The organism is Flavobacterium riviphilum (assembly GCF_055231795.1).
Genome location: NZ_JBUYSY010000024.1, coordinates 1 through 26,288, shown reverse-complemented (window position 1 = coordinate 26,288; position 26,288 = coordinate 1). Strand labels below are relative to the sequence as shown.

Sequence of the window (26,288 nt, the reverse complement as noted above, 5' to 3'; positions counted from 1 at the left end):
GCCATTACAAGATACATTGGTTTGCGAAGCCGCAGTAGCTGTTAAAGCGGTTGGTTGGGTAATAGTAAAATTTCTTGAACTAGAACATCCATTTGCATCGGTTACGGTACAAGTCCAAGTACCTACTGTCAATCCTGTTACAGAAGTCGTTCCGTCACCTGTTGGGTTTCCTGGTGTCCAGTTGTAAGTATATGGACCTACACCTCCTGTAGCAGTATTTACTGTTGCGGCTCCAGTTGAACCACCATTACAAGCAACGTTTGTTTGAGATGCTGCTGTTAAAGTAATTGTAGTTACGGATAATAATCCTGAACTTGAATTGGTACTACAAGAACCATCCTTAGCCACACAACGATATGAATAACCGTTCATACCAGAAGTAGCTCCTGTGATTGTTAAAGTACTTGTAGTTGCATTAGAATAAACACCTCCATTAGTAATATCGGTAAAACCAGATCCAGTATTCACTTGCCATTGATACGCAGTAGCTCCTGTTGCGGCTACAGTAAAGGTTGTGTTACCATTATTACAAACTGTAGTATTACTAGGTTGTGTAGTTATCACTGGAGCAGTACAAGCGGGTGTAGAAAACAAACGGAAGTTATCTATACCCCATTCTTCATTTGTACCTTCAGAAAAAACACGAATTGATAAGTTCATTGTGGTACCTGTACCCGAAATAGACTTAGTAAATTCATTAAATTCATTAGTTAATTGGGTTCCATCTCCACAACCATTGTCATCTGTATCTTCAAAAAGATATTTGTCTCCTACACCACTGGCACTTCCTCTGTTGTAAAAACGTATCAAACTAGTGGGAGGCCCTCCATCTATACTGTATTCAATGATAATGTAATCAGTATTGGTTGTTCCTACACCACTATTACAAGCTCGAGTATTATCCCAAGGTTCGTTAGTACTATTTGCTGCTAATAATCCTTTAAAACTCAAACCAGTTTTACCACTTATATTAATGTTTGACCATAATATTTGTAGTTCGTTATTAGAGCTATTCGATGCAGCTCCTTCAGCACCACTCGCAGCAAATCCAGTTCCAACAGCGTTGTGGTCTTCACCAGCCCAATAATTGGTGCCTTCTTTTCCTGTAAACGATACTACCTGAGAAACTGTAGATCCATCAGTTAATTTAAAATAGGCAGTACTTGGTGAAGTGGTACCTCCATTTTCTTCAGGGGTTCGCGTCCCGCTGGACGGTGACCCACTCTCAAAAGTGTCACTCCAAAATTGCACTTGCGCTTGAGCCGCAAAGCAAAATAGTAATAAAGCGACCAACAAAGTAATTTTTTGTTTCATAGGAGTTAGTTTAAATTGTTATAAACTTCATTGATATTCATTAAGATATGTTTAGTTGAATGAATATAAAGTTAAATTTCAACTAGGGAAAATGCCATAGATTGCTATCGAATAGTTGATCACTTAATTAGGATACATTATAGAGAATGATGTTCCTTATCCTGTCATTCCTGTTTGTTCAGATGCTTGTACAAAAACCATAATGCCCTCCTAGAATAGCAACAGATGAATAGAAATCGGTTCTTGTTTTAGGTAAAAGTGTATTAACAGGGCTGTTTGTATCTCCACTATTAATTGCGATTGGTTCAGCGATACTTACTCCTTCTGCGGAGTGCGTGTGCAAAGACATATTACTACTTAAAAGTATTGTAGTTGGTTTTCCTGCTAGTTGCCCCATCGGATAAACTTGTTGATTAAAGCTACCTTGACTATTGGCGACTCTGTCACTTAATTCTGGTAATCCACAATTTTGAATGCCAATTCGACAATAGTTGGTTTCTAATGAAGCAAACAATGCATTATAATTTGCAATTGATAAAAGTTGTCCTTCACAAGTAAAATAGCCAACAGGAGCAAAATTGCCTGCAAAAAGTTTGATGGTTCCAATTAATTCTTCGTCCATAATAGAATAGTTTTAGGTTAATAATTATTTAAAAATGTAGGAATTGAAGCGTTTTTTAATTGTCTGATATAAAGATAGTTAAAAATGTTAAAAAAAAAATAATTTATGTTAAAATATTGATTTATAACGGTATAAATATTTATTAAAAAAAATGTAATATAAGAGATATCGTTGTCTTGTTTTTTTAAAATGAGATTACCAAGTATATTTGTTGTTTAATTCTATAGTATGCATCGTCATTTTATTCTTCATAAACCTTACGGCTATTTAAGTCAGTTTATCTACGAACTCAAACGCAAAAAACGTTTGTTGGGCGAACTGTATGATTTTCCCCAAGGCACCATGGCTATTGGTCGTTTGGATGAGGATTCGGAGGGTTTGTTATTGCTGACCACAGATGGGCAGATGAGTGAATTGGTGCGAAGTAAAAAAGTAGCCAAAGAATATTATGTACAAGTGGATGGCTGTATTACACAAGAAGCTATTGATCAAATCAAGCAAGGGGTATTCATCGGTTTTAAAGGAACTAAGTATAAAACCAAACCTTGTGAAGCAAGAAAGTTGACTGACGTTCCGAGTTTTGGTCCCCGTGGTAAGAAGATAAGAGACGAGCGTCATGGGCCTACTTCTTGGGCTTCCATAACGGTAACTGAGGGTAAATTTCGTCAAGTGCGCAAAATGACTTCGGCTGTTGGATTTCCTACCTTGCGCTTGGTTCGCGTGCGAGTAGGAAATGTACAATTGAACAACTTACAAGCAGGACAAGTCTTAGAAGTAAATAATTTTCAAATAGAACTTTAAGAGATTGAGTTGCTGTTTTTCAATCTTTTAATTTTTCAATCTTTTAATTCATAATATAATGTTAAACATCGTACTTGTTGAACCTGAAATTCCTAACAATACTGGAAATATTGGTCGCTTATGTGTTGGTACCGAAAGTCGGCTGCATCTCATTCACCCTTTTGGTTTTGTAATTAATGATAAAAATTTGAAACGATCAGGCTTGGATTATTGGGTACATTTGGATGTTACGGAATATCAAAATGTAGCCGATTGGTTAAAGGTGGTGCCAGATACTTCGAGAGTCTTTTTGATGAGTTCTCACGCGGAGCATTCCTATTTAAATATCGAATTTCAAGACGAAGATTGGTTGGTTTTTGGCAAAGAAAGCGTAGGCTTGAGTCAAGAAGTATTGAATTTGTTCGCCAAAGAAAATCAATTAAAAATCCCGATGTCACCTTTGATTCGCAGTTTTAATATTGCCAATTCAGTTGCCTTTGTAGTGGGTGAGGCAAGAAGACAGCTTTCATTGGGCAAAAAATAGTAAGGAGTTTATAGTTGTTAGTGTTCAGTTTTTTTGAGCTGGTACTATTTGCGTGCTTAGCGCTTTTTTTACCACAAAGAAACACAAAGTAGACACGAAGCGACACAAAGTTATTTAGTTGTTTTTGCGCCCTTTTCGTAAACCCTTTGCGAACTTACCGGTTAAACTTTTTTGCCACGGATTACACGGATAAAACGGATTTATAGCAATTGTTTAATTGTTAGTGTGCTTCGTGTCTTCTTTGTGAATCTTTGTGTTTGAATTTTTTCAGCTACAGATTTCAAAACTAACCTTCTATGCCCTTATTTGCCTTATATGGTTCAAAACAAATAAGCCCAATTCAAAAAACTGTTTTGACTTATATGTTTATACATTTTTTGTGCCTTTTGCGTAAACCCTTTACGCACTTAGCGGTTACACTTTTTTGCCACGGATTGCACGGATAAAACGGATTTATAGCAATTGTTTAATTGTTAGTGTGCTTCGTGTCTTCTTTGTGAATCTTTGTGTTTGAATTTTTTTAGCTATAGATTTCAAAACTAACCTTCTATGCCCTTATTTGCCTTATATGGTTCAAAATAAATTGTCAATTCAAAAAACTGTTTTGACTTATATGTTTATATTTTTTGCGTCCCTTGCGTAATCCCTTTGCGAACTTAGCGGTTAATTTCTTTTTACCACAAAGAAACACGAAGAAGGCACGAAGCAACACGGAGTTATATAGTTGTTTTTGAGTCCTTTGCGTAAATCTTTGCTGTTAAATTTTTAGACACAAATTCCACAGATTTTCACAGATGGATACTTTTATGCCCTTATTTGCCTTATATGGTTCAAAATAAATTGTCAATTCAAAAAACTGTTTTGACTTATATGTTTATATATTTTTTGCGCATTATGCGTAAACCCTTTACGCACTTAGCGGTTAAATTTTTAGACTTGTATTTGGGGGCTAGTTCGTAATCACAAACTTCCCTTTTTCAGCATCAAAAACAATATGCTCATCTTTAAAAAGCGTATTGAAACTTCCTTTCGCAATCAAATTGCACGGGTCATCTTGCACGACGGTTTCTGGAGTCATAATAATCATTTCGTCGCTCAATTGAATCGCCATATCGATATCGTGAGTCGAGAAAAGAATACATTTTCCCGTTTCGTGGGTGAGCTTTTTAAGTAACTTCAATAGCGAAACTTTGTGTAGTAAATCCAAGTGCGTCGTGGGCTCATCCAAAATAATCAAAGGCGTATCCTGAGCTAAGGCGCGTGCAATGAGTACTTTTTGCAATTGCCCATCACTAATTTGATAATGCTTTTTATTGGCCAAATGACTGATTTGTGTAAGTGACAAGGCCTTTTCAACTTGAATTTTATCTTCCTCGGTCAAGGTGCCAATCCAATTGGTGTAAGGCTGACGTCCTAACGCCACTAATTCAAACACGGTTAAATTACTGGGAGGTAATTTTTCTGTCAATACCAAGCTCATTTCTTGTGATAAATTGGAAGCGCTGTAGGTTGCTATATTTTTACCGTGTAATAAAACGTCACCCTCAAGAGGTTTTTGAATTCCAGTAATGGTTTTTAAAAGTGTCGATTTTCCAATGCCGTTGGCACCAATCAAAGCCGTTAGTTTTCCTTTTTTTAGCGCAATAGAAACATTTTTAGCAACAAGAGGGCTTACTTTTTTGCTCTGATAACCAATGCTTATCGATTGGGTTTGAAGGATGATAGTGTGTTCCATTAGCCCATCATTTTTTGTTTTCTAACTAATAGCCAAATTACCACAGGAGCCCCTAAGATAGATGTCACCGCATTAATGGGCAGACTCACTTCGGTGCCAGGGACTTGTGTAAATATATCGCAAACCAACATAATGCCGGCTCCAAAAAGGAGTGTACTCCAAAAAAGCACGCGGTGATTACTGGTTTGAAAGGTCAATTTCGCAATATGAGGAACGGCCAATCCAACAAAAGCAATCGGACCAGCAAAAGCGGTAATGCTTCCGGCTAGTATACTAGTGGCAAAAATAATAATCAATCGCGCTTTGCTATAGTTGAGCCCCATACTCTTGGCGTAGTTTTCACCCAAAAGCAAAGCATTAAGCGGTTTGATGCTAAGGGCACTTAGAACCAGTCCAATTCCCACACAAAGACTCAAAATCCAAACCGATTCCCAAGATAAATTTCCTAAATTTCCCAACGACCAGAAGGTGAATTTTTGCAATTGCTCTGCCGAACTAAAATAGGTGAGTGTCCCAACAATGGCAGAGGTTAAGCTGCCAAACATAAGGCCAATAATGAGTATCGCCATAGTATCTCGTAAACGTTGCGATACAATGAGAACTAGTAATAGTACGCTACTGCTTCCAATAGTCGAAGCTAAAACAATACCATAGTTAGAAAGTAACAAAGGAATTAAAAAAGAAGGCATAAAACTAGCACCCAAAATTACAAAAGCCACACCCAAACTTGCCCCAGAACTCAATCCCAAAACATAGGGTCCAGCCATTGGATTTCTAAACAACGTTTGCATCAACAGACCACTCATTGATAATCCCATACCAACCATTACAGCCGTAATCGCTTTGGGCAAACGATAATGTAAGATGATGTATTCCCAAGTGTCTTTGGAAGCGGTTTGTCCCAGCAAACTTTTCAAAACTTCTTTAGCAGGAATAGCGATAGAGCCATAACAAATGTTGCCTACAAACAGCCCAAACAATCCTATGCATAAGGTTATAAAAAGAATACTATGTTTAAAGGAAGACCTCAATTTATTGTAGTTTTTCGGCAAAGGTAAACGTATAATTCGGAAGTAATTCGGGATGGAAAATTTTGATATAATCTTTCAAGACCAAATCGGGTCTACTTGCTGCCAATTCATAATAAACAGTACCACCGGTGGCTCCGTGTTTGTTTTCAAAAGTATAGACGTTTTTGTTTTTCACAGCGTCAAATTGTTGGTAGTGTGGATTGCTATTTTGCAATTCCGCTAAGTTTTTAAAGGAGCCCGTGGCAATCCAATACTCAGCTTTTTGAGCCTTTTCCAAAATCTTTTCAAAGGGCAACGACAAGCTTCCTGTTCCTTTGGTGGTACTCCACAAATAATTAGATTTGGCATCTTTTAAAAACTGTGCCACCCAGCTGTCACCTTTGGCTACAAACCATTGTTCTTGATACATCGAGCCATACAAAACCGTAGGATTTGTCTTTTTTTGAGCGACCAACGCTAGTGTTTCCTTATAACTTTTTACGATGTCATTAAATAAAACTTCGGCTTCTTTTTCTTTGCCAAACAAAGCGCCATACAATTTAATCCATTCGGCTTTGCCTAGCGGTGTTTGTTCCATCCAATCGGCTTGAATGAGTACTTTTAAACCGCTTTTTTGTAAGTTATCAATCGTGGGATTCGAATTATCAATGCCAAAAGCCACAATCAAATTCGGACTCAAGTCAATCAATTGTTCGGTGTCTAACTTTTCATTTTGACCAATATTTTTCACCTTTCCTGCATCGATTAGTTGTCGTGTTTTTGGAGACGAGATATAATCGGTATGCGGAAAACCAAGTAATTTTTGCTCCACCCCCAACATCTCCAAAAACGGAATATTAGTAGTCGAGGTCACCACTATGCTTTGCAAAGGCACAGCAATGGTAGGGTATTTTTGTAAACTATCCGGAACGATACCGTTTTTTTCTTTCAAAATATAGGTAAAGTTTTGTTTTGCATCAGGCCAAGCATTGCGAACCGTTACCACCGAAAATCCTTGATTTTTCTGTATTGAAAGTCCAGAAGCATAGCGAATACTATTGGTGGCAGCCGTTTCCGAAAGGGGGGTAGTGTTACCTTTTTTCTCGCAAGCACTCAACGAGAGCAACAAGCTTATTAAGGCAATAAGAACAATTTTAGTTTTCATAAACAAATTTTGATAGGAACAAATGTAACGCAAAAACTAAAATTTCTTGTTTATTTTTAACACTAAAAAATTCAACAAAGACTATCTTTGCTCTTTAATGAAGCCATAAATTAGCCCAAATGATGTACTTGATTACTGGAGGAGAACGTTCTGGAAAGAGCGGTTTTGCTGAAAAAATAGCCAAAGAAAAGTCGGATAACCCAATGTATGTTGCCACAGCGCGTCAGTGGGATGCCGATTTTAAAAACCGCATCGACAGACATCAAAAAGACCGTGACGAACGTTGGGAAAACATCGAAAAAGAAAAGTTTCTGAGCGAGATCAATTTCGAAAATCGTGTGGCTGTCATCGATTGTGTGACCTTGTGGTTGACCAATTTTTTTGTAGACAACAAAAACGACATCGATTTGTGTTTGGCACAAGCCAAGAAAGAAATCGATGTCCTCGCACAGCAACCCAACACCACCATCATCATCGTTTCTAACGAAATCGGGATGGGCTTGCACGCAGAGACACACATCGGTCGAAAATTCACCGAGTTACAAGGCTGGACCAATCAATACATCGCCCAAAAAGCCGATACCGTAGTTTTTATGGTAGCTGGAATCCCAATGGTAATCAAAGGCGAAGTATAAAATAGTCAATCGGTGAAACTAATAAAATATGCGATTCTTCGTATTTCATACCAAGACACTAAATATTGAAAATGTACTTGGCGTCTCTGCGGCTTAGCGAGCTAATATTCACGCAAAGTCGCAGAGCCGCAAAGAACAGAAAGTATAAAGTACTTAAACAATTTTCAATGATAGCTATTTGTTATGAAATATCCGTTAGGTGAAATTCAGATAAAATAAAAATTTAATAACACTTCGATACCTCAGTGCAGGCTAGAGGCATAGTCAAAGCTAATTAGACAATGAATGAATAGAAATACTCGTATTTTACACATAGGATGTCTATGTGAATAGTAAAACGTCTATTGGTTTCTTTTGAAAAACTATAAATTCTATCTTTCTAGCCTGCACTGAGGTATCGAAGTGTGGTGAAAAAAATGCATACAAGGTTTCAATAACAATATTTTGGGCGTTTCCACAAGGGCCGGGCTGTTCGTTATATCTTTACTGCCGAACCCCGGCAGTAAAGGATGCCACTACCATCCCTAACGCAAAAAAAAGATTATGACACTACAAGAAATCATACAATCCCGTCGCGATACCCGCCACTTCACCACCGACGAAGTGCCAGAAGACGCCTTACAGAAAGCATTACAAGCTGGGCATTACGCACCTTCTGTTGGACTTACCGATGCCACTCGATATTACGTTATACGTTCCCCCGAAGTCAAAAAAGCCATCAAACTTTTGTTTGAAGACTACGATAAAAAAGCAGCCAATGCCACCGATAACGAGCAACAAAAGCAACAATACCAAGCCCTAAAACTCGAAGCCATCGAAGAAGCTCCAGTAGGATTGGTCATTGCATACGACCGTTCGGTGCTCAATAGCTTTACCATCGGAACCGTGGGGAGCAACGAAGCGATTAAGTTTAGCGCGGTTTGTGCGGCACAAAACATTTGGTTATCCTTAACTGAACAAGGCTATTCTATGGGATGGGTGTCGATTCTAAACTACCACGAATTCAAATCTATTTTGGGATTACCCGAAAATATAGAACCCTTGGGCTATTTTTGCGTAGGTAAACCCGCCTCTAATTATGAACATCAGCCGATGTTACAACAATTAGGATGGAAGAAAAAAGAGCCATTTCCATCTATCACTACGATTGATTCGGTTCAGTCAAAAGAAACTATAATTTCTTCCTTTGAAGAAAAAATAACGGAGTCCAACGCGATTTTATCGAACCAATTGCAGTACAAAATCGATAACAAAACCAAGCCCACAGGAGCTTTGGGTGATTTAGAAGCACTCGCTCACCAAATAGGGATGGTGTTTCAAACCACTTCGCCTCAAATTAAACAACCGCATTTGGTGGTTTTTGCTGCCGACCACGGTATTGCTAATCACGGCGTAAGTGCCTATCCACAAGAAGTAACCCGACAAATGGTGACTAATTTTCTGGAAGGTGGAGCAGCAATCAATGTGTTTTGTAAACAAAACCAAATCGAACTATCGATTGTAGATGCGGGAGTGAATTATGATTTTCCAACGAACACCAAGTTGATTCACAATAAAATCGGCAAAGGCACGCAGTCATTTTTGCACACCGCTGCTATGAGTCCTCTCGAAGTAGCCACTTGTTTTTCTGAGAGTGCTGCTGTTGTGGCACGAATTGCGCAATCGGGCACAAATTGCATCGGTTTTGGAGAAATGGGGATTGGGAATACAGCCACTGCTTCAGTAGTAATGCATTTTTTGACCCAAATTCCCTTAGCAGATTGCATCGGAAAAGGAACGGGAGTTACAGCTGAAAAGCTACAAAAAAAGCATCAAATTTTAGCAACTGCCATTGCGAATTATAAAGGAGCTACCGATTTAGACTCGATTTTGGCGTATTTTGGAGGTTTCGAAATCCTGCAAATAGCTGGCGGAATGCTCGAAGCTCATAAAAATAAGATGCTAATTTTAGTCGACGGATTCATTGCGACAGTAGCTTTTTTGATTGCTTTTAAGAAAAACCCCGCTATTCTGAGCAATGCTGTTTTTTGCCACGCTTCGGATGAAAAAGGACACCAGCAACTCTTGGAATATCTAGGAGCAAAAGCATTGTTGCACCTTCAATTACGCTTGGGCGAAGGAACGGGTTGTGCTTTGGCTTTTCCTTTAGTACAATCAGCAGTGGCTTTTTTGAACGAGATGGCCAGTTTTGAATCGGCGGGAGTGAATAACAAGAAGTATTGATATTTTTCCTCCAGATAAATCAGGGGTCAATTTATAAGATGAAATAATAAAAAATAGTGTTTATTTTATTGCAAAATTTGAATAGGAATGGGCTTTAGCCCATTCATTAAAATGATTTTAGCATTGGGCTTTAGCCAAACCTATTGTTATTTTGGCTAAAGCCTATTTGAAGCAAATGCTAATTTTTTCCTCCAGATAAATCTGGAGGCAATTCAAATTGAGGAATAATAAAAACATTGTTTTGGATAAATCTGGAGGTAATTTAAAAGATGAAATATAAAATTCTCTGTTTTTATTGCAAAATTTGAATAGGGATGGGTTTTAACCCATCCTTTAGAATGAGTTTAATATTGGGCTTTAGCCAAATTATTATTATTTAGGCTAAAGCCCATTTGAAGCAAATGCTAATCTTTTCCTCCAGATAAATCTGGAGGCAATTCAAATTAAGGGATAATAAAAAACATTGTTTTGGATAAATTTGGAAGCAATTCAAAAAAAGGAAATAATAAAAATAGTGTCTATTTTATTGCAAAATTTGAATAGGAATGGGCTTTAGCCCATTCTTTAAAATAAAATCTATAAATTGGCTTTAGCCGAATTTTAAACCACTAAAAATATAAGAATGCCATTTGTAAAACTCTATCTTCATTGTGTTTGGAGTACTAAAAACAGAATTCCGTATTTAGATTCTATTGAATTACGCCAAAAAGTATGGAATCATATAAGAGAGAACGCCATTCAAAAAGGAATATATATTGATTTTATAAATGGATATTCTGACCATTGTCACTGTTTGATTTCCTTAGGTGTGGACCAGAATATTCAAAAAGTAATTCAGCTTATCAAAGGAGAATCCTCTTTTTGGATTAACAAAAATGACTTAACTAAAGAAAAATTTCAATGGCAGGAGGAATATTTTGCAGTTTCGGTGTCAGAATCGGTTCTCGATAAAGTTAGGAATTATATTAAAAATCAAGAAGAACATCATAAAAAGAAGTCATTTCAAGAAGAGTATGATGAATTTATTTTAAAATATGGATTTAAAATGGTTGATAATAAATGAAAAAACAACTCCACATCTTTTTTACCGCTTTGATGTTCTATACCCGAATTCCGTGTCCGAAGAACATTGACCATAATCCTGATTATTTGAACAAAGCGTCTCGTTATTTTCCATTAATTGGTTGGATTGTGGGGGCTATCGCATTTGGAGTATATGCTGCGGCGTCTTGGTTGTGGAATGCTGAGATTGGGATAGTTTTTTTGATGATTGCGAGTGTGATGGTTACAGGCGCTTTTCACGAAGATGGTTTTGCCGATGTCTGCGACGGATTTGGTGGCGGTTGGACCAAAACTAAGATTTTGACGATTATGAAAGACAGCGCTATTGGCGCTTATGGTGCGATTGGTTTGGTATTGCTTTTTTTGTTGAAGTATACGAGTTTGGTCACTTTGGCCAAAGACGATTCACTATTCACTAATTACGCTTCACTCTTCACTTTTTTTTTGGTTTTCATAACAGGGCATTCTTTGAGTCGATTGGCGGCGATTTCGATTGTGTTTACTCACGAATATTCTCGCGAGGATGCTACGAGTAAAAGCAAACCCATTGCGCAACAGTATTCTTGGAAAGAAGTTGTGGGCGCTTTGTTTTTTGGGCTATTGCCTTTGCTGGTTTTGATGATGAATCAGGCGATTATTGGGTTGGTGGTATTACCTGTTTTTTTGGCACGTTATTTTTTGGCACGTTATTTCCAGAAATGGATTGACGGTTACACGGGTGATTGTTTGGGAGCTACACAACAGGTGTGTGAAGTTATTTTTTACCTAACCTTACTTGCAATATGGAAATTTATTTAGTGCGTCACACCGAAACGGTTTGTGAGAAAGGGATTTGTTATGGTCAAAGCGATGTTGGCATTCGAGTACCTTATGATGCGATTTTTGAATCGATTTTGGAGCAATTGCCAGAGCAAGGGGTTTTGTATACCAGTCCGTTGCAACGCTGTTCGATTTTGGCGCAGCATATTCAAGAAGCTAAAGGAATTCCAATAGTAGCCGAAGAACCTCGATTGAAAGAGATGCATTTTGGGGATTGGGAATTGCAGGCTTGGAACGCCATTCCGAGGACTGTTTTGGACCCTTGGATGAATGATTTTGTGAAAGTTGCGGTTCCCAATGGCGAATCGTTTATTGATTTGGACCAAAGGGTTTGGGAATTTTTGGAGGAGGAATTAGAGAAATCTAATGAAAAACCGCTGATTTTAGTCACGCATTCTGGGGTGATTCGAAGTGTTTTGTGTAGAATAAATAATATTCCTTTGCAGGAAGCTTTTGCTACACCTTTGGATTACGGTGTAGTGGTGAAAGTGGAGTATACTCGTTAAGCAGGGTTTGCGTGAGGGCAATGTCATTAAGTTAAGAGGAAAAAGAAAAAATAGCACGCAGATACAACAGATTTTAAATGATTTTTCTGCGAAAATCTGCGAAATCTGCGTGAAAATAACAGAGTTATTTCTTAATTATATGACATTGGGATGAAGGTGGAGCTCTCCCGATTTTTTCTATCGGGAAGCGGGAACGTACAGCCCGACCTGACTACTGAGCCTGTCGAAGTATCAGGCGGGGCACGCCCAAGTTATGATTGATGTGATTTATGTTGTTGTTTTGCAGTGGTTTATGATTTTTTTTACTTGTTTTTTGAGTTTTAATTTTAGTATTCCATTTTTTTAATTCTATATTTGCATCCGAATTAAGGTTGCGTTTTTATTTTTTTAGAAAACGCATTAAAAGGGAATTAGGATAAAAACCTAAGCTGTACCCGCAACTGTAAGCTATGAAGCTTGTTGTTATCTACAAAACCACTGTTTTTAAAGTGGGAAATTAGAAATTAGAAAATAGAAGTATAACTTCTATCCTCTATCCTCTAACTTCTACCTTGGAATGGGAAGGTCAACAACAAGACGCAAGCCAGGAGACCTGCCTTTTTTCTTAACCAATAACGAACTTTCGGGAAAAAAGGTTCAGGAAATTATGGCACATTTTAAATCTTTTCTCTGTTTTTGTTTGCTGGCAAGTCAACTGACGTTTGCTCAGAATGATTCGATTACTCGCTTAAAAGAGGTCGTCATAGCTGATGCGAAGCTGCGCAAATTCTCTAGCTCTCAAACGATTTTGAGTTTGAACGACTCTATTTTGTCAAAAAATAGTGCGTTGTTGACCCATTTACTCAATTACAATTCGGTTTTATATTTTAAAGAATACGGTCGTGGGATGCTTTCGACGGTGGCTTTTAGGGGAACCACTGCGTCGCAAACTGCGGTGATTTGGAACGGTATCAACATCAATTCCCAAATGAATGGGAGTACCGATTTTAATACCATTTCAGGAACGGATTATAATGCGATTGCTGTTAAAGGAGGTGGGGGAAGTGTGATGTATGGCAGTGGGGCTATTGGTGGTACGGTACATTTGAACAATGACTTGCGATTTGACCGTTCTTTTTCAAATCAATTGCGACTGGATTATGGAAGTTTCAATACGCAGGGCATACATTATAATAGCCAGTTTTCAAATACAAAATGGTCGGCTCAAATTGGTTTTTCTAGAAACTATTCTGATAACGATTACGATTATCCTGGTCTTTTTGATTGGAAAGGCAATCAGCGTTTTAATGAAAATGGGGAATATGAAGTGATTGGGTTCAATGCAGCTATTGGTTTTAAAATTTCTGATAAACAAATACTAAAAGCTTACAGTCAGTCCTCGAATACCGATAGGAATATTTCTTTACTTTCGCCCTCGGAGTCTAGAACGAAATACAAGAATGATTTTAGTAGAAATTTGTTGGAATACAATGGTGTTTTTGACCAATGGACGATGAATGGTAAGATGGCTTACCTCACCGAAGGCTATCAGTATTATCCGAACAAGTCGCTACAACAATACAGTTTTGGGGATACTAAGACTTGGATTACCAAAGCGGATGTTAGTTTTCAAGCGACGCCTTCTTTTTTGCTAAACACAATTTTAGAATATAATACGACCCAAGGAGAAGGCTCTGGATTTGAATACCACGAAAGAGATATTGGTGCAGTATCTGTGTTGGTCAAATATGAAATTGATTCGAAATGGCAAAATGAATTGGGTATTCGTAAGGAGTTTACCAATACTTATAAATCACCTGTTCTTTTTTCGGCTGGAAGTGCTTTGCGGATCGCGCCTTGGTATCAATTGAAAGTCAATGTTTCTCATAATTTCCGAATTCCTACCTACAATGATTTGTATTGGGAAGAAGGCGGTAATCCCAATTTAAAACCCGAAAGTGCGTACCAAGGCGAACTAGCCAATGTTTTTACTTATAAAAATATCAGTTTGACGCAAACGGCCTATTACAATAAAATTAAAGATTTGCTGCGTTGGGTTCCGGGGAATAATGGGATTTGGTCTCCTCAAAATACGGATCGCGTAGCCGCTTATGGAATAGAAGCTTTATTGGCTTGGAAACAACAATTTGGAAAAAGTATTTGGCAAATCAATGGGACGTATGCGTACACCATTTCCAAAAATGAGGAAACCCAAAAGCAATTGATTTTTGTGCCTTATCACAAAGCTACCGCTGCATTGGCGTATAGTTATAAAAAGTGGAGTGCCAATTATCAATTCCTGTTTAATGGTTTTGTCTATACGCAATCCGATAACGATCCTAGCGCTATTATTCCTTCGTATTGGGTGGCTAATGTGGGTGTAGATTATGAGTTTTTTAAACGTAATCCAATAAAAATTGGCGCTCAAGTGCTTAATCTTTGGAATGAAAAATATGAAAGTCTGGAAAATAGAATGATGCCCGGGCGTAATTTTAATTTGTATCTAATCTTTAAATTTTAATATAATGAAGTTAACTAGAGTTTTATTAGTAGCCTTTACTTTTGCCTTTTTGGCATCTTGTACAAACGACGACAACGAAAATGTGTCCAAAGGGAATTATGATAATGGCGTATTTATTCTAAATGAAGGCAATTCATCTGGAGGTTCGGTATCGTTTTTAGGAGATGATTTGACTACTTTTAAACAAGATGTGTATGGAGCAGAAAACGTAGGTGATTTTTTCGGGACATATGTGCAATCGATTTTTTTTGATGGGGATAAAGCCTATGTGATTGCAGGAGGGTCAAATGTGATTAATGTCGTGAATCGCTATTCTTTTAAGTTACTTGCTAAAATCGAAACAGGTTTAGTTACCCCAAGATATGGGGTGGTAAAGAATGGTAAAGCATACGTAACCAATGCGAACACTTATTCTTATGCGAATCCAGCCACGGGAAACACAGATGATTTTGTAGCCGTTATCGATTTGGCCACGAATAAAGTGGAATCTAAAATTAACTTGAATGCTACCGCCAATCGTATTGTTTTAGATGGTGATAAGTTGTACATCACAGAACCTTATAATAGCGACAAAGTTTTGGTGGTAAATACAGTAACTAAAACTTTAGAAACACCAATAACCGTTGGGTCAAGCGCCAATACAATGGAAGTAAAAAACGGTGTTTTGTATGTGTTAGCGGCTCCTTACGGAAGTGCAAGCAAAATTGTAAAAGTGAAATTATCGGATAAATCGGTTACAGAAGTGGTGTTTCCAACGGCTTTGACAGAGGTAGGAAATTTGGATATTTATGGTTCTAAAATTTACTTTACAAAAGATACAGGAGTGTATAGTATGGATATCACGGCAACACAACCTTCTGAAACGCCTATCTTTAAGTATTCATCGACTTCTAAATATGGGGTGATGTATGGTTTTGCGGTAGAGAATGATAAAATTTACATTGCCGATGGCGGGGATTTTGCTTCGAATAGTAAGGCCTATGTTTATTCTTTGAATGGAACTTTGTTGAAAGAGTTGACTGTTGGTATTGGTCCTAATGGTTTTTATTTTAATAATTAAATCCAGTTTTCTACTGCGGATTCTGGGTTAAATATTAGCAATAAACAACAAAAAGGCGTTTTCATCTAGAAAACGCCTTTTTGTTTGTAGTTTAAAAAAGGTTTTATAAAGATTGTTTCAAACCTTCAGGAATGGTTTCTAAATACATATCGTTTCTAAAGCCTTGAATGGATTTGGAATCTTTGAAATAACGGAAAGATTTCCCTTTTTCAATTGGAGTCCCTTTTTTGGTACCCGTGATTTTTCCGATGGCCAAGCTCAACAAAGGTTCGTTTGGATCGCCCAACGTGCCAAACGTAGTAATGGTTTCCGCTTGTTGAAACGTTGGGGTTAATCCGCTTTGGTAGTCCCCAAAACCATTGGCATTGACAATCTTCAACACTATAGGTTGCATAGCATATTTGTGGGCAGGGTTGACTTTGTCTTTTTCAAAAGTAGGGGAGTCGTATAAGGTGATGGATCCTACGTTTTTACCGGTAGTTACATCACCAATTTGCACGACATCAATAAATGGTTTTAGTCCGTTAATAACCAATTCGCTAGCCGAAGCGGTACTTTTGGTAGTGATGATATAGACTTTGTTTAATCTCAAACTATTAATAGCCGTACTTCCAATTTTGTCTGGGAAGAAATTTTTTAATGCATCAGGGTTGTTGGTACTGAAGTAGGCTTCAATTTTTTCATTCCATTGCTGTTTGGCAAATACTTTTCCGGTAAATTGTCCGGTAATCATACTGGCCAATCGGGTGGCGGTTTGTACCGATCCACCACCATTATAACGCAAGTCTAAAACTAAGTCGGTAATCCCTTGCGATTTTAAGCTTCCAAAAGCGTCGTTAAGTTGGGAGTCATAATTGGCAAAAAAGCCATTGTACATCAAATACCCTATTTTTTTTCCACCGGTTTCAATGACTTTGTTAATCAAAATTGGGTTTTCGTTCAAGACGGTTTTGGTCAAAGCTACTGATTTGCCATTGCTTACAATGGTAGTCCCGTTATAATCGGCTAAATTTAAGGTGTAACTTTCGGCGTTCAATAATAACGATTGGTAGTTGCTTACGGTCAATTGTGTGCCATTAACTCCTGTAAACATATCCCCGCGTTTGATGGCTTTGGTGGAAGCATCTGATCCTGGAATGATGTAACGCACGTAGCCAAAAATTTCGGTAGTGCTTCCGGGTTTGTAACTCAATCCAAAATCTACTCCATCATTTTTAGTAGTGCCTTGAAATGATTGTTCTAATGCAACATAGTCATCTACAATCCAACTGAAACGATCTAAGGATTTGTCTACACGTAACGCTTCGAACAATTCTTCGGGCGATGCAAATCCTTTTAAAAAGGCGTTTAATTCATTTTCGGTTTTGAATTTATTGTCGGCCAAATTCGGTACGCTACTTTGCCATAAGTAATATTGATTCATTCCTTTCCAAATAAAATTTTGGATATCGAGGTTTGTTGCGGGTTGGTCATCATTGTCCTCGCAGCCCTGAAATACGAAAAGGCTGAGTAATAATAAGAAGGTTATTTTTGTAAATTTTTTCATGTATAGTTGGTTTTGAAAATACTGTAACGTAAAAATAGAACTTTTGTTTTATTTGAGCTTAGTCTTTTTATTAATATTCTTTATAATTTCATAAAGTACTATGATATTTAGAGGAGAAAATAATTATTATTGAAGAAAATTACACTTAAAACCTCACAAAATACTCCTAAAATGTTTTTCTCCAATTTTAAAAATAGTTTCTTTGTGATGAAAAGTAGTATTTTGGCATATTGTTTGTCTACTTTGAATGGAAGACTTTAAAAAAATAACTAATATCATGATAAAAAATCAAGATTTTTTCCCTTTTCCTGTTGTTCGAACGCAATGGTTTGTGCTTTTTTTTCTTTTTGTTACTGGCTCGTTTTGGGGGCAAAATACGCTCGATAAGTTTCAGGCCAATGAGGCGGTGACTTCGATTGTGGTCAACAAAAAAATGTTTGACATGATGAGTAAAGTAAAAATTGATACTTCGGATAAAGAATTGCAGCAGTATTTTAATTTGGTGAAAAAATTAGAGCATTTAAAAGTGTTTGCTACGAAGAATGCACAAGTAGAAGCAGATATGAAAGCAAGTGCTCAAGTTTATGCCAAAGCATTGCAATTGGATGAGGTCATGCAATTGAAAGACAAAGGTCGGGTTATTCAAATTTCGGCCAAAATGGATAGTGTCAATACAGGTCAAATTAAAGAATTACTCATGTTTATAGACGGTCATACTGGCGAAGAAAGCGTATTGATGTCGTTGGTTGGGAATTTCAATTGGAATGACTTAGCATTGCTAACTGATAAAATTCGTTTTCCGGGTGGGGAAGACTTGAAAAAAGCCACACAAGGAAAATAAACCACTCCTTTTAAATAAGAGGGTTAAAAAAAACTTAATTGATGATATATTGTCATTTTTTAAGTTTTTTTTTGTGTAGTTATTCATCAAATTAAGACCAATTTTTATTTTTAATAATAATCAAATTGGTTTATGATTGCGTAGTTTTTTTTTTAATATTTGCACACAATAAAAAACACCTGTGAAAGCAATGAGAGTGGTTCAAGTTTTTATTTCATTATGTTTTAGTTTGTTTGTTAGTAATCAAGTGATGCTAGCAACACAAGCTAATCTGTTGGTGAATAATGCATCTGAATTGAATCTACTACAAAAAAATCTTTTTTTAGTAAAAAAAGCTGAAAAAGCATTGTCTTTTAATCAGAATGTGAACTTTGAGTTAGAAGAGGAACTGGACACACATAACGATCAAGAGTCCGCAAAAAAGCTCTCTAATAAGCTTTTTGTTCGCCATCTATCAGGGGGGCTTCTCAAACCGTCCCTTTTTAATTTTAATACAATTAAGCCAAAAGCAAATGATGACTATCACATTAGCTATTTTAATTGTGACCTACCTTTATATCTTATCAATAGGGTTTTTAGAATTTGATTCTTTCAATAAGCAATTGGATATCAAACAACTCTTTTGATTTCATTTGAAATTAAATCTTACCTAAGTCTTTCTTTTTGATGTAGTCTAGTATTTAGACTGTTTTGGCTATTGATATATGATATAGGCAAACTGCTATTCCATCGTAACGAAAGCTATAGTCTTTGTATTCCATTGCTACTTCTCTACACAGCATTCTTAATGGTTAATCATTTTTTAATTTAATTACAACTTATCGGGCTTCTGATACAGTTTATAGTTGAAATTGTTGATTGCCTATCGTGTATTATCTGTGTTTAAAAATCAATTTGACTTTTTCTAAATCATACAATGTATAATTCCAATGGTGTTTTAGAACAACAAATCACAAGTATTTTTCAATAAAAAGGTGTTGCTATACCTAAATTTTATCAATTAATAATAAAGAAACCAATGAAAAAAATCATGTTCACTGCCATCGTGGCAATGGTGTGTTTAGCAAGTTGTACGTCCAAAAAAGAGGCACAAGAAGAAGGAGTAAAGTTTACGGTCACCAATCCAACAATATTGGATACTTCTTTTACCAAAGAATATGTTTCACAAATTCGATCAGTTAGAAATATTGAAATACGTGCACAAGAAAAGGGGTTTTTGCAAAAAATCTTTGTGGATGAAGGACAATTTGTTAGAAAAGGGCAATTGTTATTTCAGATTATGCCGGGGCTTTATGAATCAGAATTGTTGAAAGCAAGAGCAGAAGCCAAAGGAGCAGAAATTGAATTGCAAAATGCGAAGGCGTTAGCAGACAAAAATATTGTTTCCAAAAACGAACAAGCTTTGGCACAAGCCAAGTTAGAACAAGCAAGAGCAGAAGTAGCTTTGGCAAAACTACATTTATCGTTTACCGAGATTCGTGCGCCTTTTGATGGTATCATCGACCGTATTCCAAAGAAATTGGGAAGTTTAATTGACGAAGGCGAATTGTTGACCAGCTTGTCTGATAACAGTAGCATGTTTGCTTATTTTAATGTGTCTGAACCTGAATATTTGGACTATCAAACTCAGAAAAATGATAGAGGAAATAGCACGGTTTCATTGTTGTTAGCTAATGGCGATATCTTAGGTCCAAAAGGAAAGATTGAAGTTATAGAAAGTGAATTTGATAATGAAACAGGGAATATTGCCTTTAGAGCAAGTTTCCCAAATCCAAATAAGCTATTGAAAAATGGTGAAACGGGTAAAGTTTTACGACAAGTCCCTATGAAAAATGCACTGATAATTCCACAAAAGGCTACCTATGAAATTCAGGATAAAAAATATGTTTTTGTAGTGGGTAGCAATAATGTACTCAAATCTAGAGAAATTACCATTAAAGGAGAATTGCCTGATTTGTATATTGTTAACGCTGGGATAACCGTAAACGATAAAATTGTACTGGATGGACTTCAAAAGGCAAGTGATAATGATAAAATCGAATACGAATATATCAAACCCAAAGAAGTTTTGTCTCATTTGAGATTAAGATCAGAATAATACTTCCCACTATTAAAAAGCAAAATTATGTTTAATAAATTTATACAAAGACCGGTATTGTCGATTGTTATATCGTTGGTTATCGTCTTTTTAGGGGTGCTGTCAATGGTTAGTTTGCCAGTAACACAATTTCCTTCTATCTCTCCTCCAAAAGTAAATATTACTGCCGCATATCCAGGAGCCAACAATGAATTGTTGATTAAAGCGGTGGTAATTCCAATAGAAAGAGCGCTAAATGGAGTTCCAGGGATGAAATATATCACCTCCGATGCAGGAAATGATGGTGAAGCATCCATACAAGTAATTTTTAATTTAGGAACCGATCCGAATCAGGCGGCCATTAACGTGCAAAACAGAGTGTCTTCTGTTATCAATAAATTACCACCTCTAGTGGTAAGAGAAGGGTTGAAAATTACCCGTGAAGAACCCAATATGCTATTGTATGTCAACTTGTTTAGTACCGACAAGCATACCGATCAAAAATTCCTTTTTAACTATGCGGATATAAATATATTATCCGATTTAAAACGAGTGAATGGTGTTGGGGTAGCAGATGTAATTGGGAATAGAGAATATGCCATGCGTATTTGGTTAAAACCTGATCGAATGTTGGCTTACAAAATTTCTGCTGACGAAATTATGGAGTCGTTAAGTAGCCAAAGTTTAGAGGCGTCACCAGGAAGAACCGGAGAAAGTTCGGGGAAAAGATCTCAGGCATTTGAATATGTTTTGAAATACAAAGGTAGATATACTACAAAGGAAGGCTACGAGAATATTGTAGTTAGATCGAATCCTAATGGGGAGTTGTTGAAATTAAAAGATGTGGCCGATGTAGAGTTTGGAAGCGCCATGTATGATATTTATTCTAGTATTGATGGAAAACCTTCTGCGGCAATTGCAATAAAGCAATCTTACGGAAGTAATGCAAGTCAGGTAATTGAAGACGTAAAAGCAAAATTAGAAGAGCTTAAAAAAACGTTCCCAGCAGGGATGGATTATGAAATCAGTTATGATGCCTCTAAGTTTCTTGATGCCTCAATTGATAAAGTAATTCATACGCTAGTTGAAGCTTTTGTGTTGGTTGGATTAGTGGTGTTTTTGTTTTTAGGCGATTGGAGGTCAACTTTAATCCCGGCGATTGCAGTGCCTGTATCATTGATAGGAACGTTTGCTTTTATGCAAATGTTTGGAATTACCATCAATTTAATTACGTTGTTTGCTTTGGTTTTAGCAATTGGGGTGGTAGTAGACGATGCTATTGTGGTTATCGAAGCGGTCCATGCTAAAATGGAAGAAGAACATCTCTCGGCGAGAAAAGCAACCAAAAGAGCCATGGCTGAGATTGGTGGGGCTATTATTGCCATTACATTTTTAATGGCTGCGGTGTTTATTCCTGTGGCATTTATGTCGGGACCCGTAGGAATATTTTATCGTCAATTTTCCATTACCATGGCTACGGCTATTATTTTATCAGGTATAGTCGCGCTTACACTTACACCAGCGCTTTGTGCTTTGATGTTAAAAAATACGCACGGGCAAGCGCGACCTAAAAATTTGGTAAACACATTTTTGGATAAGTTTAATGAGAAATTCAATCGTTTGTCCGATCGATACCAAAAAATATTATCGTTGATTATCAATAGACGTTCATTGTCATTAGGGGCTTTGTTAGTTTTTTGTGCGGGAATCTTTTTTGTAAACAATAGTTTGCCTTCTGGATTTATCCCTGCCGAAGATCAAGGTATGTTTTATGCCATCATTCAAACCCCACCAGGCTCTTCGCTAGAAAGAACAAATGAAATTGCCGAAAAATTGCAAAAAGTTGCCGAGAAAATAGAAGGCGTTAAATCAGTTTCGGCTTTGGCAGGTTATGAAATACTAACCGAAGGCACCGGAGCGAATACCGGAACTTGTTTGATTAATTTGAAAGATTGGCACGAGAGAACGCATAATGTGGAAGAAATCATCAAATTACTTGAAGAGGAAACCAAAGACATTTCAGGGGCTACCATCGAATATTTCCAGCCTCCTGCTGTGCCAGGATATGGAGCAGCCGGTGGTTTTGAATTGCGATTGTTAGACAAAACAGGATCGGGGGATTACAAAAAAATGGAATCCGTGAGTAGGGATTTTGTAAAAGAATTGAAAAAGCGTCCTGAACTTTCGTCTGTATTTACTTTTTATAGTGCAAGTTTTCCACAATTCATGCTTGATATTGATAACGATTTGGCACAACAAAAAGGGGTTAGTGTGGAGAATGCCATGAATACGTTGTCTACATTGGTAGGAAGTAATTATGAAACCAATTTTATCAAATTTGGTAGACAATACAAGGTAATCGTGCAGGCTTCGCCACAATATAGAGCGTTGCCACAAGATATTTTGAAATTGTATGTAAAAAATAATCGCGATGAAATGGTTCCTTTTTCAGCCTTTATGAAGATGACAAAAGTGTATGGTCTTTCCGAGATAACACGTCATAACATGTACACAGCAGCTGAGGTAAGTGGTGCACCGGCTATCGGATATAGTAGTGGTACTGCCATTGAGGTGGTTAAGGAAGTAGCCGAAAAAACGCTACCCAGAGGTTTTGGAATTGATTGGGCGGGTATCTCAGCAGATGAGGTAGCTAGAGGTAATGAAGCGCTGTATATCTTTTTGATTTGTCTAGGTTTTGTGTATTTGGTGCTTGCGGCTCAATACGAGAGTTTCATTTTGCCATTGGTAGTAATTTTATCGCTGCCGGCTGGAATTTTTGGGGCGTTTTTGTTTTTGAAACTATTTGGACTAGCCAATAATATATATGCACAAGTGGCCTTTGTAATGCTCATTGGATTGTTGGGTAAGAATGCGGTGTTAATTGTAGAGTTTGCGGCTTATAAACACAGTCATGGTGCTTCTGTATTTGAATCAGCATTGGAAGGTGCCAAAGTGCGTTTTCGACCTATTTTAATGACCTCGTTTGCTTTTATTGCAGGTTTGATTCCGTTAGCAATTGCTTCCGACCCTGGAAAAATTGGAAACAGGACTCTAGGTACTGCTGCTGCTGGTGGAATGCTATTAGGAACTATAATTGGGGTGATTTTGATCCCTGGTTTGTATTTTATTTTTGCAAAAATTTCCGAAAACAACCCTTTGTCAGCCAAAGATGATGAAAATCCATTCACCGAATATTTAACAGATCATGACTAAAAAATCATTACACAAATACCTATTGCCAATTGGTTTGCTTATAATAGTGGCAAGTTGTACCCCAACGCTGGCGCCTTTGGCCGAGAAAAAAGAAATGCCAAATTCGTTTTCAACCCATTTGGATACCTTGAATTCATCTGCTATTTCGTGGAACGCTTTTTTTAAAGATCCACAGCTTGTTTCTTTGATTGAAACTGCCTTGCAAAAGAATCAAGAACTTCAGATAACCTTGCAAGAAATTGAAATTGCAAGAAATGATGTTCGCATTCGAAAAGGAGCCATTTTACCCTCCGTGGGTATTGGGGCTGGGGCAGGTATCGAAAAAGTAGGTAAGTATACCAGTCAAGGTGCCGGGGATGCTTCGGCAGAAATTACGCCAGGACGCATTGTTCCTGAAGATTTAAAAGATTTTAAAGTAGCGGCTTATGCAAATTGGGAAGTTGATATTTGGAAAAAACTTCGCAATTCAAAGAAAGCAGCAGTGCAACGTTTTCTTTCTACAGTGGAAGGAAAAAACTTTGTGATAACTAACTTGGTTGCTGAAATTGCAAGTTCTTATTACGAATTGTTAGCTTTAGATGGGCAGCTTGAAGTGGTAAGACAAAATATTCAGCTTCAGTCCAATGCTTTTGAAATTGTAAAAAACCAAAAGCAAGCCGCTCGAGCTACGGAATTGGCTGTGCAAAAATTCCAAGCCGAAGTCTTAGCATCAAAAGGAATGGAATTTAGTATTCTCCAACAAATTAAGGAAACAGAAAACAAAATTAATTTTTTGGTAGGTCAGTTTCCTCAAGAGATAAAAAGGGCAAAGTCTAGTTTTGTACAGCAAACTCCTTTTTTGATTCATGAAGGGGTTCCAGCACAATTGCTAAATAACAGACCCGATATAAAACAAGCCGAACTGCAATTAGAGGCGGCCAAGTTGGATGTAAAAGTGGCTCGTGCCGAATTTTATCCTTCATTTGGTATTAGTGCTACTATGGGGGTTAATGCGTTTAAGCCGAATTATTTGTTTACTTTTCCAGAGTCGTTGTTGTATGCTTTCAGTGCTGATTTAGTGGCGCCGTTAATTAATAGAAATGCTTTAAAAGCGGAATATAGTTCTGCCAATGCAAGGCAAATTCAAGCCTTGTATAATTATGAAAAAACTGTTTTGACAGCAGTTTTGGAAGTGTCGAATCAGCTTTCTAAGATGGACAATGTACAGAAAAGTTTTGACCTAAAATTGCAGGAAGTAAATGCACTTAACAAATCGATAAGCGTTGCGACGGATCTTTTTCAATCGGCTAGAGTGGATTATTTTGAAGTGTTGATGACGCAAAGAGATGCATTGGAATCGCAGTTGGAGTTGATTGAAACTAAAAAAGAACAATTCTCTTCATCAATTGCGCTATACAAAGCAATTGGGGGCGGTTGGAGATAGTGCCAATTACTGCTGACTTTTAAAAACAATTAGCGGTAAAAGGACTTAGTTGTAAATTCTTGGTTAAATTCTGTTTTGATAAAAATCGCATGAACTTGTATAAGGGATTGCGATTTTTTTTATTTCATAAAAAACAGATGCTTATTTCTTACCTTTTGATTGGATTTGTTTGTAAATTGTAGTGTTTTTAATGGTTGAAAGGCTGTTGCAGGTGGTTTTGTGTGTGGGGAGAGGTTCTGGTTGTCTTTGAAGTTTAAAGCAGGTAAGTGGACTCTAAATAGTGATTTAATGGTTGTCAATAAACAGCCAGTTAGAGATTTGTTAACCTATTTATCTTTACAAATTAGCCTCTATTATAAATTTTAATACCAATATCATGTTCGATTCTTATTTAGTAATCATTTTTAGAAGTGTTAGTGTGTACTTGTTTATGGTGATTTCACTACGCTTTTTCGGTAAGAAACAATTATCGCAATTGAATACAGCCGATGTTATTTTGATTTTATTGATTAGTAACGCTGTTCAAAACGCTATGGTGGGTGAAAATACTTCGCTGTTGGGTGGTTTACTTGCGGCTTTGTCTCTTTTTATTTTAAATTATGGTTTCAAAAAAATAATGTATAAGTCTAAAACAATAAGTGATTGGATACAAGACAAACCTGAAATTTTAATTCATAATGGAAAACTTGATTTTGAAAATTTATCCAAATTAGGAATAACCTCAGAAGAACTTGAGGAGGCTATACGTGAACATGGAATAGAACATTTCAAAGAGGTAAAATTGGCGATGCTTGAAATTGATGGAAATATAAGTGTGATTTCGGGCGATGTTGCATTACGACAAACCCATCATAAAAGGAAAATACATAAAACTTTGGGTAATATTTGAGGGTAAAGTGATTTTCAAGATAAGTATTACAATTGTCAAATTAATTGATTTATTTTGCCAAAATTTAAAAGCTCATTACATGAAATTTCCTTTGTTTAAAGCTATAATGTTGTTAGTAGGGGTGTGGTTTACTAAAAGCTTGACTAGTTGTACCGTACACCACGTTCATCCTGTGAAAGTAGTAAAAGTAAAGAAACTACCTCCGGGTCAAGCCAAGAAAATTTCTGGCGAAAAAAGTGCTCGTAGGCACGCCCATGGGTATTAAAAAATGAAAACCGTTTGAAGAGAAAGTGCTACAAACGGTTTTTTTTATGGTGTGGCTTG

At 37.0% G+C, this 26,288-nt stretch carries 22 protein-coding genes and 1 riboswitch; of the genes, 16 read left to right on the top strand and 6 right to left on the bottom strand.

What is annotated here, in order from left to right; genetic code table 11:
* Together ACZIX2_RS13675 and ACZIX2_RS13670 are read right to left on the bottom strand one after the other, a co-directional pair.
* Positions 1–1,314, bottom strand: a 1,314-nt coding sequence (locus ACZIX2_RS13675) for an immunoglobulin domain-containing protein (RefSeq protein ID WP_463340658.1), incomplete at its 3' end; no start/stop codon positions are given.
* Positions 1,315–1,492: 178 nt separating this feature from the next.
* Positions 1,493–1,936 carry a phage tail protein gene (locus ACZIX2_RS13670; protein WP_463340657.1) on the bottom strand — a complete coding sequence of 148 codons (444 nt, stop codon included), beginning with the start codon at positions 1,934–1,936 and terminating at the stop codon, positions 1,493–1,495.
* Between the two features lie 228 nt (positions 1,937–2,164).
* Here ACZIX2_RS13670 and ACZIX2_RS13665 point away from each other — a divergent pair, with 228 nt between their 5' ends.
* Together ACZIX2_RS13665 and ACZIX2_RS13660 are read left to right on the top strand one after the other, a co-directional pair.
* Complete coding sequence (locus tag ACZIX2_RS13665) at positions 2,165–2,737, top strand: pseudouridine synthase (RefSeq protein WP_463340656.1); 573 nt, start codon at positions 2,165–2,167, stop codon at positions 2,735–2,737.
* A 58-nt stretch (positions 2,738–2,795) separates the two neighbouring features.
* Positions 2,796–3,260, top strand: coding sequence for a tRNA (cytidine(34)-2'-O)-methyltransferase (locus ACZIX2_RS13660; protein ID WP_463340655.1), 465 nt, complete (start codon positions 2,796–2,798; stop codon positions 3,258–3,260).
* 949 nt (positions 3,261–4,209) lie between these two features.
* On the opposite strand, the gene ACZIX2_RS13655 is transcribed toward ACZIX2_RS13660, so the two are convergent.
* From ACZIX2_RS13655 to ACZIX2_RS13645, 3 genes are read right to left on the bottom strand one after another with little or no spacing between them, the layout of a single operon-like run.
* Positions 4,210–4,995 (bottom strand): ABC transporter ATP-binding protein, encoded by a 786-nt coding sequence (locus ACZIX2_RS13655; RefSeq protein ID WP_463340654.1) that lies wholly within the window; start codon positions 4,993–4,995, stop codon positions 4,210–4,212.
* Positions 4,995–6,026 carry an iron chelate uptake ABC transporter family permease subunit gene (locus tag ACZIX2_RS13650; RefSeq protein ID WP_463340653.1) on the bottom strand — a complete coding sequence of 344 codons (1,032 nt, stop codon included), beginning with the start codon at positions 6,024–6,026 and terminating at the stop codon, positions 4,995–4,997. The genes ACZIX2_RS13655 and ACZIX2_RS13650 overlap by 1 nt, the downstream gene beginning before the upstream one ends.
* Position 6,027: 1 nt before the next feature.
* Entirely contained in the window at positions 6,028–7,170 is a 1,143-nt protein-coding gene (locus ACZIX2_RS13645; protein WP_463340652.1) for an ABC transporter substrate-binding protein, read from the bottom strand.
* Positions 7,171–7,289: 119 nt separating this feature from the next.
* On the opposite strand from ACZIX2_RS13645, the gene ACZIX2_RS13640 reads away from it, so the two are divergent.
* The 7 genes from ACZIX2_RS13640 (at position 7,290) to ACZIX2_RS13610 (ending at position 15,975) form a co-directional block, all read left to right on the top strand.
* On the top strand, positions 7,290–7,805 hold the full coding sequence (locus tag ACZIX2_RS13640) for a bifunctional adenosylcobinamide kinase/adenosylcobinamide-phosphate guanylyltransferase (RefSeq protein ID WP_463340651.1): 516 nt from the start codon (positions 7,290–7,292) through the stop codon (positions 7,803–7,805).
* Between the two features lie 543 nt (positions 7,806–8,348).
* A complete protein-coding gene (gene cobT, locus ACZIX2_RS13635) occupies positions 8,349–10,028 on the top strand; it encodes a nicotinate-nucleotide--dimethylbenzimidazole phosphoribosyltransferase (RefSeq protein ID WP_463340650.1) in 1,680 nt (559 codons plus the stop codon).
* Positions 10,029–10,650: 622 nt separating this feature from the next.
* Positions 10,651–11,091: an IS200/IS605 family transposase gene (gene tnpA, locus ACZIX2_RS13630; RefSeq protein ID WP_463340649.1), complete on the top strand. Its 441-nt coding sequence runs from the start codon at positions 10,651–10,653 to the stop codon at positions 11,089–11,091.
* Positions 11,088–11,888 carry an adenosylcobinamide-GDP ribazoletransferase gene (locus ACZIX2_RS13625; RefSeq protein ID WP_463340648.1) on the top strand — a complete coding sequence of 267 codons (801 nt, stop codon included), beginning with the start codon at positions 11,088–11,090 and terminating at the stop codon, positions 11,886–11,888. Before tnpA ends, ACZIX2_RS13625 begins: the two co-directional genes overlap by 4 nt.
* Entirely contained in the window at positions 11,873–12,415 is a 543-nt protein-coding gene (cobC, locus tag ACZIX2_RS13620; protein WP_463340647.1) for an alpha-ribazole phosphatase, read from the top strand. Before ACZIX2_RS13625 ends, cobC begins: the two co-directional genes overlap by 16 nt.
* 351 nt (positions 12,416–12,766) lie before the next feature.
* Positions 12,767–13,029, top strand: a riboswitch (cobalamin riboswitch).
* Between the two features lie 32 nt (positions 13,030–13,061).
* Positions 13,062–14,915: a TonB-dependent receptor plug domain-containing protein gene (locus ACZIX2_RS13615; protein WP_463340646.1), complete on the top strand. Its 1,854-nt coding sequence runs from the start codon at positions 13,062–13,064 to the stop codon at positions 14,913–14,915.
* Between the two features lie 4 nt (positions 14,916–14,919).
* Positions 14,920–15,975: a YncE family protein gene (locus tag ACZIX2_RS13610; RefSeq protein WP_463340645.1), complete on the top strand. Its 1,056-nt coding sequence runs from the start codon at positions 14,920–14,922 to the stop codon at positions 15,973–15,975.
* Positions 15,976–16,078: 103 nt separating this feature from the next.
* On the opposite strand, the gene ACZIX2_RS13605 is transcribed toward ACZIX2_RS13610, so the two are convergent.
* A complete protein-coding gene (locus ACZIX2_RS13605) occupies positions 16,079–17,521 on the bottom strand; it encodes a S41 family peptidase (RefSeq protein WP_463340644.1) in 1,443 nt (480 codons plus the stop codon).
* Positions 17,522–17,798: 277 nt separating this feature from the next.
* Between ACZIX2_RS13605 and ACZIX2_RS13600 the strand changes: the two genes are divergently transcribed.
* From ACZIX2_RS13600 to ACZIX2_RS13570, 7 genes are all read left to right on the top strand, one after another.
* Entirely contained in the window at positions 17,799–18,362 is a 564-nt protein-coding gene (locus tag ACZIX2_RS13600) for a DUF4252 domain-containing protein (protein ID WP_463340643.1), read from the top strand.
* 181 nt (positions 18,363–18,543) lie between these two features.
* On the top strand, positions 18,544–18,948 hold the full coding sequence (locus ACZIX2_RS13595; RefSeq protein ID WP_463340642.1) for a hypothetical protein: 405 nt from the start codon (positions 18,544–18,546) through the stop codon (positions 18,946–18,948).
* A gap of 432 nt (positions 18,949–19,380) precedes the next feature.
* On the top strand, positions 19,381–20,460 hold the full coding sequence (locus ACZIX2_RS13590) for an efflux RND transporter periplasmic adaptor subunit (RefSeq protein ID WP_463340641.1): 1,080 nt from the start codon (positions 19,381–19,383) through the stop codon (positions 20,458–20,460).
* Between the two features lie 27 nt (positions 20,461–20,487).
* On the top strand, positions 20,488–23,652 hold the full coding sequence (locus ACZIX2_RS13585; protein WP_463340640.1) for an efflux RND transporter permease subunit: 3,165 nt from the start codon (positions 20,488–20,490) through the stop codon (positions 23,650–23,652).
* Positions 23,645–25,075: a TolC family protein gene (locus ACZIX2_RS13580; RefSeq protein WP_463340639.1), complete on the top strand. Its 1,431-nt coding sequence runs from the start codon at positions 23,645–23,647 to the stop codon at positions 25,073–25,075. Before ACZIX2_RS13585 ends, ACZIX2_RS13580 begins: the two co-directional genes overlap by 8 nt.
* A 376-nt stretch (positions 25,076–25,451) precedes the next feature.
* Complete coding sequence (locus ACZIX2_RS13575) at positions 25,452–25,964, top strand: DUF421 domain-containing protein (protein WP_463340638.1); 513 nt, start codon at positions 25,452–25,454, stop codon at positions 25,962–25,964.
* A 79-nt stretch (positions 25,965–26,043) separates the two neighbouring features.
* Complete coding sequence (locus ACZIX2_RS13570; protein ID WP_463340637.1) at positions 26,044–26,229, top strand: hypothetical protein; 186 nt, start codon at positions 26,044–26,046, stop codon at positions 26,227–26,229.
* Positions 26,230–26,288: the final 59 nt, after the last annotated feature.

Coding starts and splice junctions, on each gene's coding strand:
- ACZIX2_RS13670 (WP_463340657.1), bottom strand. CDS start 1,936: ATGGACGAAGAATTAATTGGAACCATCAAACTTTTTGCAGGCAATTTT.
- ACZIX2_RS13665 (WP_463340656.1), top strand. CDS start 2,165: ATGCATCGTCATTTTATTCTTCATAAACCTTACGGCTATTTAAGTCAG.
- ACZIX2_RS13660 (WP_463340655.1), top strand. CDS start 2,796: ATGTTAAACATCGTACTTGTTGAACCTGAAATTCCTAACAATACTGGA.
- ACZIX2_RS13655 (WP_463340654.1), bottom strand. CDS start 4,995: ATGGAACACACTATCATCCTTCAAACCCAATCGATAAGCATTGGTTAT.
- ACZIX2_RS13645 (WP_463340652.1), bottom strand. CDS start 7,170: ATGAAAACTAAAATTGTTCTTATTGCCTTAATAAGCTTGTTGCTCTCG.
- ACZIX2_RS13640 (WP_463340651.1), top strand. CDS start 7,290: ATGATGTACTTGATTACTGGAGGAGAACGTTCTGGAAAGAGCGGTTTT.
- cobT (WP_463340650.1), top strand. CDS start 8,349: ATGACACTACAAGAAATCATACAATCCCGTCGCGATACCCGCCACTTC.
- tnpA (WP_463340649.1), top strand. CDS start 10,651: ATGCCATTTGTAAAACTCTATCTTCATTGTGTTTGGAGTACTAAAAAC.
- ACZIX2_RS13625 (WP_463340648.1), top strand. CDS start 11,088: ATGAAAAAACAACTCCACATCTTTTTTACCGCTTTGATGTTCTATACC.
- cobC (WP_463340647.1), top strand. CDS start 11,873: ATGGAAATTTATTTAGTGCGTCACACCGAAACGGTTTGTGAGAAAGGG.
- ACZIX2_RS13615 (WP_463340646.1), top strand. CDS start 13,062: ATGGCACATTTTAAATCTTTTCTCTGTTTTTGTTTGCTGGCAAGTCAA.
- ACZIX2_RS13610 (WP_463340645.1), top strand. CDS start 14,920: ATGAAGTTAACTAGAGTTTTATTAGTAGCCTTTACTTTTGCCTTTTTG.
- ACZIX2_RS13605 (WP_463340644.1), bottom strand. CDS start 17,521: ATGAAAAAATTTACAAAAATAACCTTCTTATTATTACTCAGCCTTTTC.
- ACZIX2_RS13600 (WP_463340643.1), top strand. CDS start 17,799: ATGATAAAAAATCAAGATTTTTTCCCTTTTCCTGTTGTTCGAACGCAA.
- ACZIX2_RS13590 (WP_463340641.1), top strand. CDS start 19,381: ATGAAAAAAATCATGTTCACTGCCATCGTGGCAATGGTGTGTTTAGCA.
- ACZIX2_RS13585 (WP_463340640.1), top strand. CDS start 20,488: ATGTTTAATAAATTTATACAAAGACCGGTATTGTCGATTGTTATATCG.
- ACZIX2_RS13580 (WP_463340639.1), top strand. CDS start 23,645: ATGACTAAAAAATCATTACACAAATACCTATTGCCAATTGGTTTGCTT.
- ACZIX2_RS13575 (WP_463340638.1), top strand. CDS start 25,452: ATGTTCGATTCTTATTTAGTAATCATTTTTAGAAGTGTTAGTGTGTAC.
- ACZIX2_RS13570 (WP_463340637.1), top strand. CDS start 26,044: ATGAAATTTCCTTTGTTTAAAGCTATAATGTTGTTAGTAGGGGTGTGG.